Genomic DNA, 14,409 nt, shown 5'->3' on the forward strand with positions numbered 1-14,409 from the left:
GGTCTCGGTGCGGAGCTCCGTCACTGTGCGGTCACGGTGCGGTGCTCAGTCCCGTTGCGGGGCTCAGGCGCCGCGGTCGTCCTCGCCCGCAGCAGGATCGCTCCCGCCATCCGGGCCGGGCCGGTCCTCTCGCTGCACGCCCTGCTCATCCTGGTCATGCTGCGTCCGCTCCCGTCGCTCCCGACGGATGTCCTCGTCGAGCCTGCGCAGGAAGTCGGGGTCTTCGTCAGGTGCCAACGGGCCCTGCCGGCGCGGGCGCCCGCCGCCACCGGGAACGCTGCGGTCCTTGCCCACGAAGAGCCAGGTGATCGGCCCCACCCAGGGGATCAGCACGACCAGCACGATCCACGCCCATTTCGGCAGCCCGCGGATCTTCTCGTCCTCGGTCTGCACGCAATCGGCGAGCGCGAAGACGGTCAGGGCGATGGAGAGAACTGCAAGAATGCCGCGGGCCATGACCGAAGTCTAGGCAACGGACCTGATCGCCGGGTGGGGGAGGCAGATCCGATGGTGCGGGCAGCGGCCTGCGAGCGGATCCAGGCAGGAGAACTACCCTGGACCCATGCGTCAATTCCTGCTCTACGCCGTCATCCGCCTGGGACTGTGGATCCTGCTCTGGTGGGCACTGACCCTGCTGGACGTCGGGGTGATGCTGGCCGGGGTGCTGGCGGCGCTGATCGCGATGCTGATCTCGATCCTGTTCCTGGACCGGCTGCGGGACGCCGCCGCGATGCGCTGGAAGGCGGCCGACGAACGCCGGGCAGAGCGCCGCGGCCCCGACATCGACGAGGACGCCGAGTACGAGGACGCCATGCTCGACGATGCCGCCCGGAACGGCGAGGCGGGCACCGGGAGCGATCTTCGGGGCGCGGGCGCGGCGGGCCCTGCTGCGGGACCGGGGCAGCTGCCGGATCTTGATGAGCCCGACCACGATCAGCCCGGCCCTGATCAGCCGGGTCAGGTCAGAGGATCAGACCGATGAGCACCAGGAGCGAGTAGACCAGCTCGAGGCGACCAGTCGCGCCGAGCACCGGGATCAGATCACGACCCCGGGCCCCGCGCAGCACGGTGAGCACCGGGCCGATCGCGAGCGGCAGGGCGAGAATCACCAGGGCCACCGGCCACTGCTCTGCGATCACCGGCACCATCAGCACGAAGGGCACCAGCACCGTCGCGGCGTACAGTCCGCGCGTGCCCCGTTGGCCGAGCCGCACCGCGAGGGTCCGCTTGCCGGCCACCTCGTCGGTGGGGATGTCCCGCAGGTTGTTGGTGAGCATGAGCGCTACGGCGAGCAGCCCGATCGCGACGGAGGCGAGCATGGCGACCCAGGTGGGCTGCTGGGTGATCGCGTAGGCGGTGCCGTTGACGGCGACCAGCCCGAAGAACACGAACACGAACAGCTCCCCGAGCCCCAGGTATCCGTAGGGCTTCTTCCCCCCGGTGTAGAACCAGGCGGCGGCGATGGCGGCGGCGCCCACCACCAGGGCCCACCAGATCTGGGCGAGCGCGATCAGCGCCAGCCCGAACAGGCCACCGAGCGCCAGCGCGAGGATCGCGGCGCGCTTCACGGTGGCGGGGGCGGCCGCACCGGAGCCGGTCAGGCGGAAAGGCCCCACCCGGTCATCGTCCGTGCCGCGGATCCCGTCGGAGTAATCATTGGCGTAGTTCACGCCGATCTGCAGGGAGAACGAGACGGCGAGGGCGAGCAGCGCCCGGGGGATGACGAGTGACCAGTCCACGTCCCCGTGCAGCCTCTGCAGCTGCCAGACTGCGGCGCCGGTGCCGGCGGCGACCGGGGCCAGTGCGGCGGGGAGGGTGCGGGGTCGGGCGCCCTGCACCCACTGGGACAGGCTGGCCATCGTGCTCCTCGAGGATGCGGGGGAAGAGTGGGGAAGAGTGCTGGCCGCCGCACGACGGCCTCCACGAGGATACGCCGCGGTCAGATCCCGGAACCGGCCCCGGCACCGAATCACACCCCGCCTCTGCATCACGCCCGCTTCTGGATCGCGCCTCAGCGACCGGCCTCTGCACTCCGCCTGTCAGGCCCCGCTCGGGTGGGGCGCTACCTGGCCTCGCTGGCGAGGCGGCGGGCGGTGGCCCGGTCCACCTTGCCGATGCCCAGCAGCGGCAGCTGCTCCACGACGTGCACCCGCTTGGGGATCATGTGGGCAGGCACCTCAGAGGTTCGCAGCGCCGAACGCACCAGGGAGGTGGCCTCCGCCGGGTCGATCCCCGGCTCGAGGGTGACAAGAGCCTCGATGCGCTGCCCCCACTCCGGGTCCGCGACTCCCACGACCACGTTCGTGCGCACCATCCCGCGCAGCATCAGCGAGCGGTCGATGGCACGCTCGACGTCCTGCGGCAGGACCTTGCGGCCACCGGTGTTGATCACGTCGTCGGCCCGGCCCAGCACGGACAGCGCCCCGTCGGCGGAGAGCTCGGCGAGGTCGGAGGTGAGGAACGCACGCTCCGCACCTGCACCTGCACCTGCACCTGCACCTGCACCTGCACTCGCATCCGCGCCTGCGCCTGTATCCGCAGTCGTGTGAGAGGCGAAGGGGGTGGTGTCGACGCCGCCGTCAGCGGTGAGATACCCGAGTGCGAGGGTGGGGGAGGAGATCTCGAGCCGCCCGGCCCCGGAGGCGTCAGGCTCGGTGAGCCGCAGCCGCACGCCCGGCAGCGGCGCGCGGTCGTAGACACAGCCGCCAGCGGTCTCGGAAGAGCCGTAGGTGGTGCGCACAGCGATCTTCTGGGCGCGGCACCGGGCGAGGATGTCGGCACTGGTCGCCGCGCCGCCCACCAGCACGGCGGCGAAGCGCTTGAGCAGGGAGCGGGCGCGCACGTCGGCCCCGGAGGTGCCGGTGACGATCCGGCTCAGCTGGGTGGGAACGAGCGAGGTGAAGGCGGGCAGGCCGAGCTGCTCGGCCCGGGCAAGAGCGGGTCCAGCGAGCGCCACGAACGCCGCGGCATCGAAGTGGCCGCGCAGATCCGGCAGCGGCTCCGGGAGTGCGGGCCGGCCCAGGCCCAGCACCTGGCCGGTGCGGTGAGCGCGGGCGATGACCTGCACCCCGGCGATATGGGTGGGCGGCAGCAGGGGCAGCCAGAAGCCATGCCCCCGGCTGTCCGCGGCGGTGCCGTCGGCCGCGAAGAGCTGCGCGGTCGCATCCTGTGAGACCAGCAGCGCCTCGCGGGTCAGCGCGACCGCCTTGGCGATGCCGGTCGAACCGGAGGTGGGGACCACCAGCGCGGTGTCCTCGAAGCCGGCCGGCAGCTGCGACGGAGCGGCGAACGGCCCCAGCCACAGCCGTGCCCGCCCTGCCATCACCTCACCGATCGCCTCGACGTGAGCGGTGAGGGAGGCTGCGGAGGCGTCATAGCCGGGCGGGACCAGCCAGGGCAGGGACCCCGCGGGGGAGTGGTCGCTCATCTCAGCCCTGCGGGTGCGGGAACCGCGACCAGTCAGGGTCGCGCTTCTCGAGGAAGGCGTCGCGGCCCTCGGCGGCCTCGTCGGTCATGTACGCCAGGCGCGTCGCCTCCCCGGCGAAGACCTGCTGGCCCATCAGCCCGTCATCGGCGAGGTTGAACGCGAACTTCAGCATCCGGATCGCCTGCGGCGACTTGGTGGCGATGGTCGCCGCCATCTCCAGCGCCACATTCTCGATCTGAGCGTGATCGACCACGCGGTTGACCGCGCCCCAGTCGTAGGCGTCCTGGGCGGAGTACTCCTCGGCGAGGAAGAAGATCTCCCGGGCCCGCTTCTGACCCACCTGCTTGGCGAGATAGGCGGAGCCGTAGCCGCCGTCGAAGGAGCCGACGTTCGCATCGGTCTGCTTGAACCGGGCGTGCTCGCGGGAGGCGATCGAGAGGTCCGAGACCACGTGCAGAGAATGCCCACCGCCCGCAGCCCAGCCATTCACCAGCGAGATGACGACCTTGCCCATGGTGCGCATCAGGCGCTGCACCTCGAGGATGTGGAGCCGGCCGGAGGAGCCGGTCCGCACCTGCGCGGTGTCGCCGTACTCCTCCTCCGCCGCGTATTCGTAGCCTGCGCGGCCCCGGATCCGCTGGTCCCCGCCAGAGCAGAAGGAATGGCCGCCGTCCTTGGGAGAGGGGCCGTTGCCGGTGAGCAGGATGACGCCCACGCCGGTGTCCAGCCGCGCATGGTCCAGCGCCCGGTACAGCTCGTCGACTGTGTGTGGGCGGAAGGCGTTGCGCACCTCGGGGCGGTCGAAGGCGATCCGCACGGTGGGCAGGTCCCGCTCGGTGCGCTCCCCATCGGCGGACTCGATCCGCTGGACCGCCCGATGGTAGGTCAGGTCGGTCAGCGCGGGCCCGCCGTGCTCGCTCGCGGGCACCTCCCGCCAGAGGTGCGGATCGAAGGTGTCGGAGACCCGACGGGGCAGCGGAGCAGGCGGGGTGGTCATGGAAGCCAGGGTAGTCCGGCCGCCGTCGACTGAGGATCGCCGACGAGCCGGCCGTAGGTCAGCACGTCCAGGCGCTCCCCGTCGATGAGGAACTTCCCCCGCTCGGTGCCCTCGTGAACGAAACCCGCCGCGCGGGCCACGGCGCCGGAGGCGGGATTGTTCGCGCGGTGGCCGAGCTCGAGGCGCTCCAGCCCCCACCCTCCTAAGGCCGACGGCGCCAGCGCGCAATCGGCGACCGCTGCCGCCGCCCGGGCAGCCAATCCGCTCCCGCGGTGCGCGGCATGGAGCCAGTAGAAGAACCAGCCGTTCCGGTTCTCCTCGTCGATGCTGATCGCGACCAGGCCCACGAGAACGTCGTTCCCATCGACGATCGCGGTCGCCCGGCGCTCAGAGGACAGCAGCCACGCCGTCTGCTCCCGAGCCTGTTCGAGAGTGGTCACGGTGCCCTGCCGGGCCATGTCCGGCGCGGAGCGGTAGGCCTCCAGGAGGTCAGGAGAGTCGTCCGTGCGCACGGGACGCAGCCGGTAGCCGTGGGCTGGGTCCGGAGGAAGAGGCCGGGCGGAGGGTGTGGGAGAGTCCGGGAGGAAGGGCGCGGTCACGGTGCCATCCTCTCGGCTTGGTCTCGACGCCGCCACCTCATTACCCTCGAGGGCATGAGAATCCCCTCCGCCCTGCGCGAGCGCGGCATCGATCGCGTCCACGCGTGGTCGATCCCCATGACCACTCGCTTCCGCGGCATCGCCGAGCGCGACGGCCTGCTGCTGCACGGCCCGGCCGGATGGTCGGAGTTCTCCCCGTTCTGGGACTACGACGCGGAGGAGTCCGCTGCCTGGCTGCGCGCCGCGCTCGCCGACGCCACCACCGAACGCCCCGCCCCGCTTCGCGACCAGATCGAGGTCAACGCGACCATCCCCGTGGTCCCCGCGGTGCTCGCCCATCGCATCGCGACCGTCGGCGGAGCCCGCACCGCGAAGATCAAGGTCGCCGATCCGGGATCGACCCTCGCCGAGGACGCCGAGCGGCTCGAGGCGGTGCGTGACGCGATGGGCCCCGCCGCCCGCCTGCGGATCGACGCCAATGCCGCCTGGACCCTCGAGGAGGCACTCACAGCACTGCCCGTGCTGGAGCGCGCCGCCGGCGGTCTCGAGTACGCCGAGCAGCCCTGCGCCGAGCTTGCGGACCTCGCAGCCCTGCGCCGCGCCCTCGGCATTCCCATCGCCGCAGACGAATCCGTGCGCCGCGCCGAGGACCCGCTGCTCGTCGCCCGCGCCGAGGCCGCTGACCTGCTGGTGATGAAGGTCCAGCCCCTCGGGGGAGTGCAGCGCTGCCTGGAGCTGGCCGAACAGGCCGGCCTGCCGGTGGTGGTCTCCTCCGCGCTCGAGAGCAGCGTGGGACTCAGCGCCGGCCTCGCCCTCGCCGCCGCGCTGCCGGAGCTGCCCTATGCCTGCGGTCTCGCCACCGCCACGCTGCTCACCGGCGATCTCGTCGACGAGCCGCTCCGCGCGGCGCAGGGCGTCCTGCCCGTGGACCGCCCCGAGCCGGCTCCTGAGCTGCTGGAGCGCCACGCCGCGGGCGCCGAGCTCACCGCCCGCTGGGAGCAGCGCCTCGAGGCGTGCACCGCGCAGCTCTGACTCGACGCTCGCCGCGGTGCTGACCCCGCGCGCATTACGCTGACGGGGTGCTTGAGCGAACCTCCCTGACCACCCCGCCCGCGTGGATCGACGCCCCCGTGCCCACAGGCTCCGGGGCGGTCGACCAGTCCGTGGCGCTCTGGAGCGCGCTGGCAGCGCTCGGCGTGCGGGAGGCTGTGATCGCCCCCGGCTCCCGATCGGCCCCGCTGGTCTACGCCCTGGCCGTGGAGGGGAACGCGGAGAGGATCCGCGCTCACGTGCGGATCGACGAACGGGCGGCGGCCTTCACGGCGCTCGGGCTGAGCCGTCAGGACCCGGCGCATCCGGCAGCGGTGGTCACGACCTCGGGCACCGCCACCGCGCACCTGCATGCCGCGGTGATGGAGGCCCACCACTCCCGGATCCCGCTGCTGGTGCTCACTGCGGATCGTCCCGCCGAGCTGCGGGAGGTGGGTGCCAATCAGACCACCCGGCAGGCCGGGATGTTCCGCTCCCTGGTGCGCCTGGCCGTGGACCTGCCGGCTCCTGCGGCCGTCCAGGCGAGCCCCCTCGAGCTGCGCACCGCCGTCTCCACCGCTGCGAGGGCGCTGGCCGCGGCGACGGCGGAGCATCCGGGCCCGGTGCACCTGAATCTTTCCTTCCGGGACCCGCTGGTGCCGCGCCCACAGGCCGGTGACTCACCGGACCACGACTCGACCCGGAGCGCTTCCGAACCCTCCCGTGAGCGGATCGTGCTCACCCACCGCGCCCACCCGGTGGCACCTGCCCCGCAGCCGGTGCCGGTCGATGACCGCACGGTGGTCGTCGCAGGGGACGGCGCAGGTCCCTCCGCCGCCGAGTTCGCTGCCCGCCACCAGCTGCCGCTCCTGGCCGAACCGAGCTCCGGTGCGCTCCACGGGGTGAGCCTGGTGCCCCGCTATCCCGCGCAGCTGCGCGCCGTGATGGCTGATCCGGAGCATCTGCTGCGACCGCAGCGGGCGATCGTCTTCGGCCATCCCACGCTCTCCCGTCCCGTCGTCGGCGCCCTGCTCGGGGCCGAGGACGTCGAGGTGATCGTGGTGGATCCGCACCTGGACTGGCCCGACGTCGCCCGCCGGGCGCGACTCGTGGTCCCTGCCGCGGTAGGGCAGGAGACGCTCCCCGTGGACGAGACACGGCGCACCGAGCGGCTGGCGGCCTGGGCAGAGGCGGCCACCGCTGCCGCAGCGGCGCTGCCGATGACCTGGCAGCAGCACGCCGCGCTCGCCGTCTGGGAAGCCTCCGGCCCAGAGGACGTGCTGGTGCTCGGCTCCTCGAGCCTGATCCGCGACCTCGAACAGCACGCAGGCCCGAGCGCGGCCCGGGTCATCGCCAATCGTGGTCTGGCCGGTATCGACGGCACCGCCGCGATGGCCGGAGGCATCGCCCTGGCCCAGCAGGCCCTGCAGGCCCTGCAGGCCCAGCTGGCGCAATCGGCGCAGCCGGCTCAGCCGGCTGAGCGGGCCCCCGACACGCGGGACGCTCCCGGACGCGTGCGGGCGCTGGTCGGCGACCTCACGGCCCTGCACGACCTCACCGGGCTGATCATCGGACCGGAGGAGGAGACTCCAGAGCTGGACCTGATCGTGGTCGATGACGGCGGCGGCCGGATCTTCTCCGGACTCGAGCATGCCGCGGCCCCGCCCGCGCTGCTGCGACGTTTCTTCACGACCCCGCACGGGGTCGATATCACCGCCGCGGCCGCTGCGCTCGGGGCGACAACCCAGCAGGTCACCCCTCAGACGCTCCCGGCCGCTCTGGCCGAGCCGGCCCACGGTCTGCGCGTTCTGGTCGTCCAGGAGACACCCAGCAGCATCCCGAGGAACTCTTGAACAGGGATGCTGATATGGACCCCATGAAGGACGAGCGCGCTTCGCACGAGGATGATCACTTCTCCGCCTCCGGGCAGCCCTGGCAGTCAGAGTCTCCGGCTTCCGACCCTCTGGCGCCCGACCCTCTGGCTCCCGACTCTCGGACCGATCAGGGCACCTCCCCCTCGGCCACTGCCGAGGTGTCGAACCCTGCAGCCGTGTCCGCTGCAGCCACTCCCACCACCGCGATCCCCGCCGTCTCGACCCCTGACCCCGCTGGCACCGCCGCCACCGCCGGCACCGTCATGAGCGGTGCAGCTGCGCCTGCTCCTGGACCAGCACCTGCTCCGTCGCGTCGCGGGCCGGGCTGGGGCGGGGTGACCGGTCTGGTGGCGCTCGGGATGCTGCTCTCCAGCGGGGCGACGCTCGGGGGAGTGGTCGCCTACGACCAGCTCAGCGGCTCCGATCTCGCCCCCATCGTGCAGGAGGCCCCCGTCTCGAGCGCCGAGGCCCGACCGGCCGCGCTGTCCAGCGGCGAGGACGCCGATTGGGCGAGGATCGCCGAGCTGGTCGGGCCCAGTGTGGTGGCGATCCACGTCTCCACCGGCAGCGGCACCAGCCAGGGCACCGGCGTGATCCTCGACGAGCAGGGCACGATCCTGACCAACAACCATGTCGTCGAGGGAGCCCAGGGCGTCGAGGTCACCACGAGCGACGGGCTCAGCTACCCGGCCTCGATCGTCGGCACCGACTCCATCACGGACCTCGCCGTGCTCCGGATGGACTCCGCGCCTGGGGACCTCCAGCCCGCCGCCTTCGCCGACTCGACGACGGTCGAGGTCGGGCAGCCGGTGATGGCGTTGGGCACCCCGCTGGGACTGCGGAACACGGTCACCACCGGCATCGTCTCCGCCCTGGACCGTCCGGTCACCGCCTCCGGGGAGGAGTCCGACGGGTCCGACACCACCTATTCGTCCGCGATCCAGACCGATGCCGCGATCAACCCCGGCAACTCCGGCGGCCCGCTGGTGGACGCCGCCGGCCAGGTGATCGGGATCAACACCGCGATCGCCGGGATCCCCAACGCCTCCGGTCAGGCCGGCAGCATCGGACTGGGCTTCGCGATCCCGTCGAACACCGCGACGATGATCGCCCGCCAGCTCCAGGAAGATGGCACCGCCGAGCACGCCTTCCTCGGAGTGACCAGCAAGGATGGATCCTCCTCGGAGGGTGGAGCGACCCATCGTGGGGCCGAGGTCGTCAGCGTCGAGCAGCAGAGTCCCGCCTCCGAGGTCGATCTGCGGGAAGGCGATCTCATCATCGAGGTCGACGACGTCCCGGTCGGCGGTGCCGCGGCGCTCACGGGCGTGGTGCGCGGGCTCGAGATCGATTCGACGCACCGCTTCGAGGTGGTGCGGGATGGTGCCGTGCAGATGCTCGAGGTCACCCTCGGGGTGCGTCCCTCCTGAGCCTCAGGCGGAGGATTCTCCGCGCAGGGCGCGCAGCATCGGCCGACACTTCGCGAGCGCCTCAGCATGCTCGGAGACGGGATCCGAGGCGGCGACCAGGCCCCCACCGGCCTGCATCACCACCGTCCGGTCATCGACCAGGTGCGCCATCCGCAGCGCGATCGCCCACTGCCCGTCCCCGCGGGCGTCCATCCAGCCCACCGGAGAGGCGTAGCCGCCGCGGTCCTGGGGCTCGAGCCGCGCGATGATCTCGTCGGCCTCTTCCCGCGGCGTGCCGGACACCGCCGCCGAGGGGTGCAGGCGCGAGGCCACATCGAGGCTCGTGGTGCCGTTCCGCAGCCGTGCTGAGACGTCCGAGGCGAGATGCTCCAGTCCCGGCAGGCGCAGCACGAAGGGCTCAGGCGAGACCTCGATCTCCTCCGCCAGGCCGGCCAGCCGGTCCACCACGGAATCGACGGCGAAGGCATGCTCGGAGCGCTCCTTCGCATCGGCGCGGAAGGCGCGGCGGTCCACCTCGTCGAGCTCGCCGTCGTCGGCCACCGGGCGGGAGCCGGCCAGCACCCGCGAGAAGACCCGGCCGTCCTCGGTCTGGGCGAGCATCTCGGGGCTCGCGCCCACCACATCCTCGAGGTGATACACCCAGGTGCTCGGATAGGCGCGGGCCAGCCGGGTGAGCAGCACCGCAGGCTCGAGGGGGACGCGGCTGCGCACGGTGGTCCGCTCGGAGAGCACCACCTTCGCGGCGCGGCCCGCGTGGATCTCGAGAATCGCCTCCTGCACCAGCGCCTGGTACTCCTCCGGGGTGTGGTCGGCCTCCAGGTCGAACTGGTCGGGGCCCGCCGCGGACACCGGGGGCGAGGGGAAGAGGTCCCGCCAGGAGGTGGGCAGCGAGGGCTCCTCGTCGACGCCGACGACGGTGAGGAAGGCCTCGCCGTCGTGCACGCCGAGCAGAGCGCGCGGCACCATCAGCGTCGAGGGGCGCTGCGAGGCGTCGGCATAGGAGAAGCTGCCCAGCGAGATCAGCCCGCTGGTGCGCACCCGCACCTCGTCATCGACCCGGGCGCGGTCGGCCATCTCGCGGAATGCGGCGCTCGCGGCGGTGAAGCGGTGCCGGCCGGTGGTCTGCACGGACCAGGCCGTGCCCAGGGCCACCACTCCCTGGCCGTGACGGATCCAGGCACCGCTGACCTCGGCGGGGACGTGCTCGAGCAGGTCGACCGGGTCCTCGATCCGCTGGGTGCGCACGAACAGGGTCGCCGCGGGGGCGTCGGGGGCATGGAGCGGGGCAGACATCCCCGTCATTATGCGACACCGCAGCCGCTCTGGGCCGTGACCCGCGTCCCGTGGCCAGATGCGCCGAGCCGCTGCTGCGAGGTGCGACCATGGACCGGCGACCCCGCCCGAGGGGCGTGCGGAGCCGCTCCCGGCCCCGCGTCCCCGTCCCCTCACTTCCTGAAGGAGCGAGCACGTGAGCAGCACCGCCGAAAGCATCGCGACACCTCTGGTCCGCGGTGTCCTCGGGGCGCTCACCTCGCTCGGCATCGCCGTCGCCGTCGTGGTGGTGCCGGCGCTGGCCGCACAGGTCGCCGGGACCGCGTCGACCGCGACCGCGCTCGACGCGATCATCATCTCCCTGAACCTGCTGATCCTCGGGCACGGCGGCGGCATCATGCTGAGCACCGGGGTGATCGACGGCGCCGTGACGCTGACCCCCTTCGGCCTGTTGCTCCTGCTCGTGCTGCTGTCCGCCAGCGCCATGCGACGGGTGGGCCGGGCGCTGCGGCCGGTGCGGGACGACGGCCTGCTGCGCACCGGCGCGCTGCGTGACGTCGGCTCCGCGCTGGGCATGTACGCGCTGGTCTATGCGATCGGACTGGCGCTGGTGGCCAGCATCGGTCGCAGTGCGGACTCCTCGCCCATGGTCACCTCCGCGGTGGTCTCCGGGGCGATGGTCGCGGTGACCGGTGGTCTGATCGGGCTGCTGTGGTCCCTGCGCCGGGAGCCGACGGAGTCGGTGCCCGGGGTGCGGGTCCTGGACCTGCTGCCCGCACCGTATGGCGATATCGCACGCTCCGCGCTGCTCGCGGTGACCGGGCTGCTCGGCGTCGGCATGGCGGTCGTGGTGGTGATGCTCCTGCTCTCCGTGCCGGCGCAGTCCGCGCTGTTCGACGGCCTCGCCCCCGGCCCCGTCGGCGGGCTCGTGCTCGCTCTGGTCCAGCTCGCCCTGCTGCCGCTGCTCGCGGTGTGGGCGCTGACGGTGGTGCTCGGCGGCACCGTGGGCGTCGGGACGGCCACCGGCATCTCCCTGGCCGGTGCGGAGACCGGCGTGTTGCCCGCGCTGCCTCTGCTGGGTGCGCTGCCGGCTCCCGGGTCCTTCCCCGGGTGGGCCTGGGTGCTGATGATCCTGCCCGCGATCCCGGTGGCGCTGGGGGCGGTGCGACTGGTGCGCGACGTCGCCGCCCTCGAGCGGCGCGACCGGATCACCGCCTGGGTGGCGTATCCGCTGGTCGTCATCGTCGCCCTGCTGCTGCTTGCCGGTCTGTCCACCGGCGGCATCGGTGACGGGCGTCTGGTGCATCTGGGACCGCAGATGAGCACCCTGGTGCTCCCGCTGATCGGGGTCGTGGTGCTCACCACAGCCGTCGTGCTCGGGGTGCTCGCGACCCCGCTGATCCCCTGGACCCGCGATGCGTTCCGGTCCATGCGGGAGCGGGTCGAGGCAGCGGAGCGCACCGAGCGAAGTGGGGACGCCGGAGGTCGAGAGGACGCCGGTGGCGAGGACACTGCGACGGCGGACGGGGCGGAGTCGGCGGACAGCTCAGCAGTCGAGGACGTCCCCGAGCCCGTGATCCTTGCGACCGCCGACGCCGTGAAGCTCGACGCTGAGAAGATTGGCGCAGGGCGGAACCGTGCAGGGAAGACGGACGCGGGGAAGACCGGCGCAGGGAAGACCAGCGCAGAGGCGAGCGCCGACCTCGAGCCTGATGCCTGGTCGCTCGATACCGAGGATGCCTCGGACCCCGCGCAGCCCGGCTCGGGGATCAGCCGCCGAACAGACCGCTGATCCACTGGGCCATGGAGCCCTGAGCGGCGTCGTCGCACTGGATCCGGGCCTGCTCGGTGATCGCCGTCGAGCGGCACTCCTCGAGCTCGGCCATCGGTCCGTAGAACAGGATGCTGAGTGTCGCGCCCGCGATGATCAGCAGCGTCGCCGGCACGCCCAGCAGTGCACCGATCACCGCCACCGAATAGCGCCGTTCCCTGATCGACAGCACGATCACCGGGATCAGCAGTCCCAGGGCGACCAGGCCCGTGATTCCGGACAGCAGCGAATACGGCAGCGGGGAGAGCATCAGCAGCCAGGAGGCCAGCATCGCCAGGGTCAGCCCGCCCACCAGGCGGGGGCGGCGCCGCGATGCCTGGTCCTGCTTCGGGCCGGGGGAGGAGTCGCTGTTCATCGAGTCCATTGTGCCCGTTCGCGCGCGCAGGCACGGCCAACCCGGTTCTCTATCGCCGACTCGTCACCACGCGCTCGTCGAACGGGTCTGTCGGTCGGACCCGTCGGCCGCACCCGTCAGTCGGGCCCGTCAGCTGCATCCGTCGGCCGGGCCTGTCGGTCGCACCTGTCGGCTGCAGCCGTCAGCCGCACCCGTCAGCCGCACCCGTCAGCCGCACCCGTCGTCCTGACCTGTTCGAGGGAATGCGGCCCGCGCAGCTCGTCGTGGCTGCTGCAGGAGGACTGCGATGACTACTCTGGAGCGGTGAACCGCCTCCCCGTCGTCGTCCTCATCTCCGGTACCGGCTCCAACCTCGCCGCCCTGCTCGCCGCCGCGCGCGGCGAGGACTGTCCCTATGAGGTCGTCGCCGTGATCGCCGACCGCGATGCCACGGGCCTCGAGCATGCCCGGGCCGCTGCCATCCCCACCGAGGTGGTGTCACTGTCCGCGCATCCGGACCGCGACGCCTGGGATCAGGCGCTCGTCACCGCTGTCGCGGCGCACAGCCCGCACCTGGTGGTGCTGGCCGGCTTCATGAAGCTCGTGGGGCCGCCGCTGCTGGAAGCCTTCGGCGGGCGGATCATCAACACCCACCCCGCGCTGCTGCCCTCCTTCCCCGGAGCTCACGGGGTGCGCGACGCGCTCGCGCACGGGGTCAAGGTCACCGGCTGCAGCGTGATCGAGGTCGATGCCGGTGTGGACACCGGACGGATCCTCGCCCAGACCGCCGTGGAGGTGTTCGACGAGGACACGGAGGAGACCCTCCACGAACGGATCAAGGCCGTCGAGCAGCCGCTGCTGGTCGAGGTTGTGCGGCGTCTCACCGCGGCTGGCTGAGCCGAAGGGGCCTACGGGCCCCGGCTAGGATGGCGGCACACGACTGGCGAAGGTGGGGGACCACCGGGGAGTGACGAGCGTGGACATCGACCGCCTGGGTGCCCGCAGCAGCAGATCCGAACAGGAGCACGCCCCGTGAGCACCGCAGAACGCCGCCCCATCCGTCGAGCCCTCATCTCCGTCTTCGACAAGACCGGCATCGTCGACCTCGCCCGCACCCTCGCGCAGAACGGCGTCGAGATCGTGTCGACCGGCTCTACCGGGTCCACGATCCGTGACGCAGGCATCGCCGTCACCGACGTCGAGAGCGTGACCGGCTTCCCCGAGATGCTCGACGGCCGGGTCAAGACCCTCCACCCGCGCATCCACGGCGGGATCCTCGCCGATCAGCGGCTCGACGCGCACCGCACCCAGCTGGCCGATCACGACATCGCACCCTTCGACCTGGTCGTGGTGAACCTGTACCCGTTCAGCGAGACGGTCGCCGCCGGGGGCACCTTCGACGAGATCATCGAGAAGATCGACGTCGGCGGCCCCACCATGGTGCGCGCCGCAGCGAAGAACTTCGCCTCCCTCGCCGTCGTCGTCGACCCGGAGGTCTACCGGATCGCCGCCGAGGCCGCCGAGGCCGGCGGGTTCACCCTCGCTGAGCGCCAGGAGCTCGCGACCATCGCCTTCACCCGCACCGCCGAGTACGACGACGCGATCAGCGACTGGATGCT

General features: G+C 72.1%; 13 protein-coding genes, 1 pseudogene and 1 riboswitch. Of the genes and pseudogenes, 7 read left to right on the plus strand and 7 right to left on the minus strand.

Features of this window, described 5'->3' with window-relative positions:
- Window positions 1-63: 63 nt before the first annotated feature.
- Complete coding sequence (locus tag ACTH43_RS08230; RefSeq protein ID WP_441444438.1) at window positions 64-456, minus strand: PLD nuclease N-terminal domain-containing protein; 393 nt, start codon at window positions 454-456, stop codon at window positions 64-66.
- 106 nt (window positions 457-562) lie between these two features.
- Between ACTH43_RS08230 and ACTH43_RS08235 the strand changes: the two genes are divergently transcribed.
- On the plus strand, window positions 563-982 hold the full coding sequence (locus ACTH43_RS08235) for a DUF4229 domain-containing protein (protein ID WP_441444439.1): 420 nt from the start codon (window positions 563-565) through the stop codon (window positions 980-982).
- On the opposite strand, the gene ACTH43_RS08240 is transcribed toward ACTH43_RS08235, so the two are convergent.
- The 4 genes from ACTH43_RS08240 to ACTH43_RS08255 all read right to left on the minus strand — a co-directional run bounded on the left by ACTH43_RS08240 (window position 963) and on the right by ACTH43_RS08255 (window position 5,023).
- On the minus strand, window positions 963-1,859 hold the full coding sequence (locus ACTH43_RS08240) for a 1,4-dihydroxy-2-naphthoate polyprenyltransferase (RefSeq protein ID WP_441444440.1): 897 nt from the start codon (window positions 1,857-1,859) through the stop codon (window positions 963-965). The genes ACTH43_RS08235 and ACTH43_RS08240 overlap by 20 nt on opposite strands.
- Before the next feature lie 203 nt (window positions 1,860-2,062).
- Window positions 2,063-3,427, minus strand: a complete 1,365-nt coding sequence (locus ACTH43_RS08245) for an AMP-binding protein (RefSeq protein ID WP_441444441.1) — start codon at window positions 3,425-3,427, stop codon at window positions 2,063-2,065.
- A gap of 1 nt (window position 3,428) precedes the next feature.
- Window positions 3,429-4,424 carry a 1,4-dihydroxy-2-naphthoyl-CoA synthase gene (locus ACTH43_RS08250; RefSeq protein ID WP_441444442.1) on the minus strand — a complete coding sequence of 332 codons (996 nt, stop codon included), beginning with the start codon at window positions 4,422-4,424 and terminating at the stop codon, window positions 3,429-3,431.
- Window positions 4,421-5,023, minus strand: coding sequence for a GNAT family N-acetyltransferase (locus tag ACTH43_RS08255; protein ID WP_441444443.1), 603 nt, complete (start codon window positions 5,021-5,023; stop codon window positions 4,421-4,423). The genes ACTH43_RS08250 and ACTH43_RS08255 overlap by 4 nt, the downstream gene beginning before the upstream one ends.
- Window positions 5,024-5,077: 54 nt before the next feature.
- On the opposite strand from ACTH43_RS08255, the gene ACTH43_RS08260 reads away from it, so the two are divergent.
- From ACTH43_RS08260 to ACTH43_RS08270, 3 genes are all read left to right on the plus strand, one after another.
- The gene (locus ACTH43_RS08260; protein ID WP_441444444.1) at window positions 5,078-6,055 is read left to right on the plus strand and encodes an o-succinylbenzoate synthase; all 978 of its coding nucleotides are present in this window, start codon (window positions 5,078-5,080) and stop codon (window positions 6,053-6,055) included.
- A gap of 47 nt (window positions 6,056-6,102) precedes the next feature.
- Entirely contained in the window at window positions 6,103-7,905 is a 1,803-nt protein-coding gene (gene menD, locus ACTH43_RS08265; protein ID WP_441444445.1) for a 2-succinyl-5-enolpyruvyl-6-hydroxy-3-cyclohexene-1-carboxylic-acid synthase, read from the plus strand.
- 197 nt (window positions 7,906-8,102) lie between these two features.
- Window positions 8,103-9,353 carry a S1C family serine protease gene (locus ACTH43_RS08270; protein WP_441444446.1) on the plus strand — a complete coding sequence of 417 codons (1,251 nt, stop codon included), beginning with the start codon at window positions 8,103-8,105 and terminating at the stop codon, window positions 9,351-9,353.
- A gap of 3 nt (window positions 9,354-9,356) precedes the next feature.
- Here ACTH43_RS08270 and ACTH43_RS08275 read toward each other — a convergent pair whose 3' ends face one another.
- Window positions 9,357-10,646 carry an isochorismate synthase gene (locus tag ACTH43_RS08275; protein ID WP_441444447.1) on the minus strand — a complete coding sequence of 430 codons (1,290 nt, stop codon included), beginning with the start codon at window positions 10,644-10,646 and terminating at the stop codon, window positions 9,357-9,359.
- A 175-nt stretch (window positions 10,647-10,821) separates the two neighbouring features.
- On the opposite strand from ACTH43_RS08275, the gene ACTH43_RS08280 reads away from it, so the two are divergent.
- Window positions 10,822-12,417 (plus strand): cell division protein PerM, encoded by a 1,596-nt coding sequence (locus ACTH43_RS08280; protein WP_441444448.1) that lies wholly within the window; start codon window positions 10,822-10,824, stop codon window positions 12,415-12,417.
- On the opposite strand, the gene ACTH43_RS08285 is transcribed toward ACTH43_RS08280, so the two are convergent.
- On the minus strand, window positions 12,395-12,811 hold the full coding sequence (locus tag ACTH43_RS08285; protein WP_441444449.1) for a hypothetical protein: 417 nt from the start codon (window positions 12,809-12,811) through the stop codon (window positions 12,395-12,397). The genes ACTH43_RS08280 and ACTH43_RS08285 overlap by 23 nt on opposite strands.
- A 303-nt stretch (window positions 12,812-13,114) precedes the next feature.
- On the opposite strand from ACTH43_RS08285, the gene purN reads away from it, so the two are divergent.
- Complete coding sequence (gene purN, locus ACTH43_RS08290) at window positions 13,115-13,687, plus strand: phosphoribosylglycinamide formyltransferase (protein ID WP_441444450.1); 573 nt, start codon at window positions 13,115-13,117, stop codon at window positions 13,685-13,687.
- A gap of 29 nt (window positions 13,688-13,716) precedes the next feature.
- A riboswitch (ZMP/ZTP riboswitch) is annotated at window positions 13,717-13,794 on the plus strand.
- Between the two features lie 28 nt (window positions 13,795-13,822).
- Window positions 13,823-14,409: pseudogene (gene purH, locus ACTH43_RS08295) on the plus strand (bifunctional phosphoribosylaminoimidazolecarboxamide formyltransferase/IMP cyclohydrolase); the annotation flags it as partial.

It is taken from the genome of Brachybacterium sp. (assembly GCF_052095815.1).
In the GTDB taxonomy this organism is placed as follows: domain Bacteria; phylum Actinomycetota; class Actinomycetes; order Actinomycetales; family Dermabacteraceae; genus Brachybacterium.

What these genes read in the sequence shown, in the direction of transcription:
- ACTH43_RS08230 (WP_441444438.1), bottom strand. Translation starts at nt 456, where the DNA reads ATGGCCCGCGGCATTCTTGCAGTTCTCTCCATCGCCCTGACCGTCTTC.
- ACTH43_RS08235 (WP_441444439.1), top strand. Translation starts at nt 563, where the DNA reads ATGCGTCAATTCCTGCTCTACGCCGTCATCCGCCTGGGACTGTGGATC.
- ACTH43_RS08240 (WP_441444440.1), bottom strand. Translation starts at nt 1,859, where the DNA reads ATGGCCAGCCTGTCCCAGTGGGTGCAGGGCGCCCGACCCCGCACCCTC.
- ACTH43_RS08245 (WP_441444441.1), bottom strand. Translation starts at nt 3,427, where the DNA reads ATGAGCGACCACTCCCCCGCGGGGTCCCTGCCCTGGCTGGTCCCGCCC.
- ACTH43_RS08250 (WP_441444442.1), bottom strand. Translation starts at nt 4,424, where the DNA reads ATGACCACCCCGCCTGCTCCGCTGCCCCGTCGGGTCTCCGACACCTTC.
- ACTH43_RS08260 (WP_441444444.1), top strand. Translation starts at nt 5,078, where the DNA reads ATGAGAATCCCCTCCGCCCTGCGCGAGCGCGGCATCGATCGCGTCCAC.
- ACTH43_RS08275 (WP_441444447.1), bottom strand. Translation starts at nt 10,646, where the DNA reads ATGTCTGCCCCGCTCCATGCCCCCGACGCCCCCGCGGCGACCCTGTTC.
- ACTH43_RS08285 (WP_441444449.1), bottom strand. Translation starts at nt 12,811, where the DNA reads ATGAACAGCGACTCCTCCCCCGGCCCGAAGCAGGACCAGGCATCGCGG.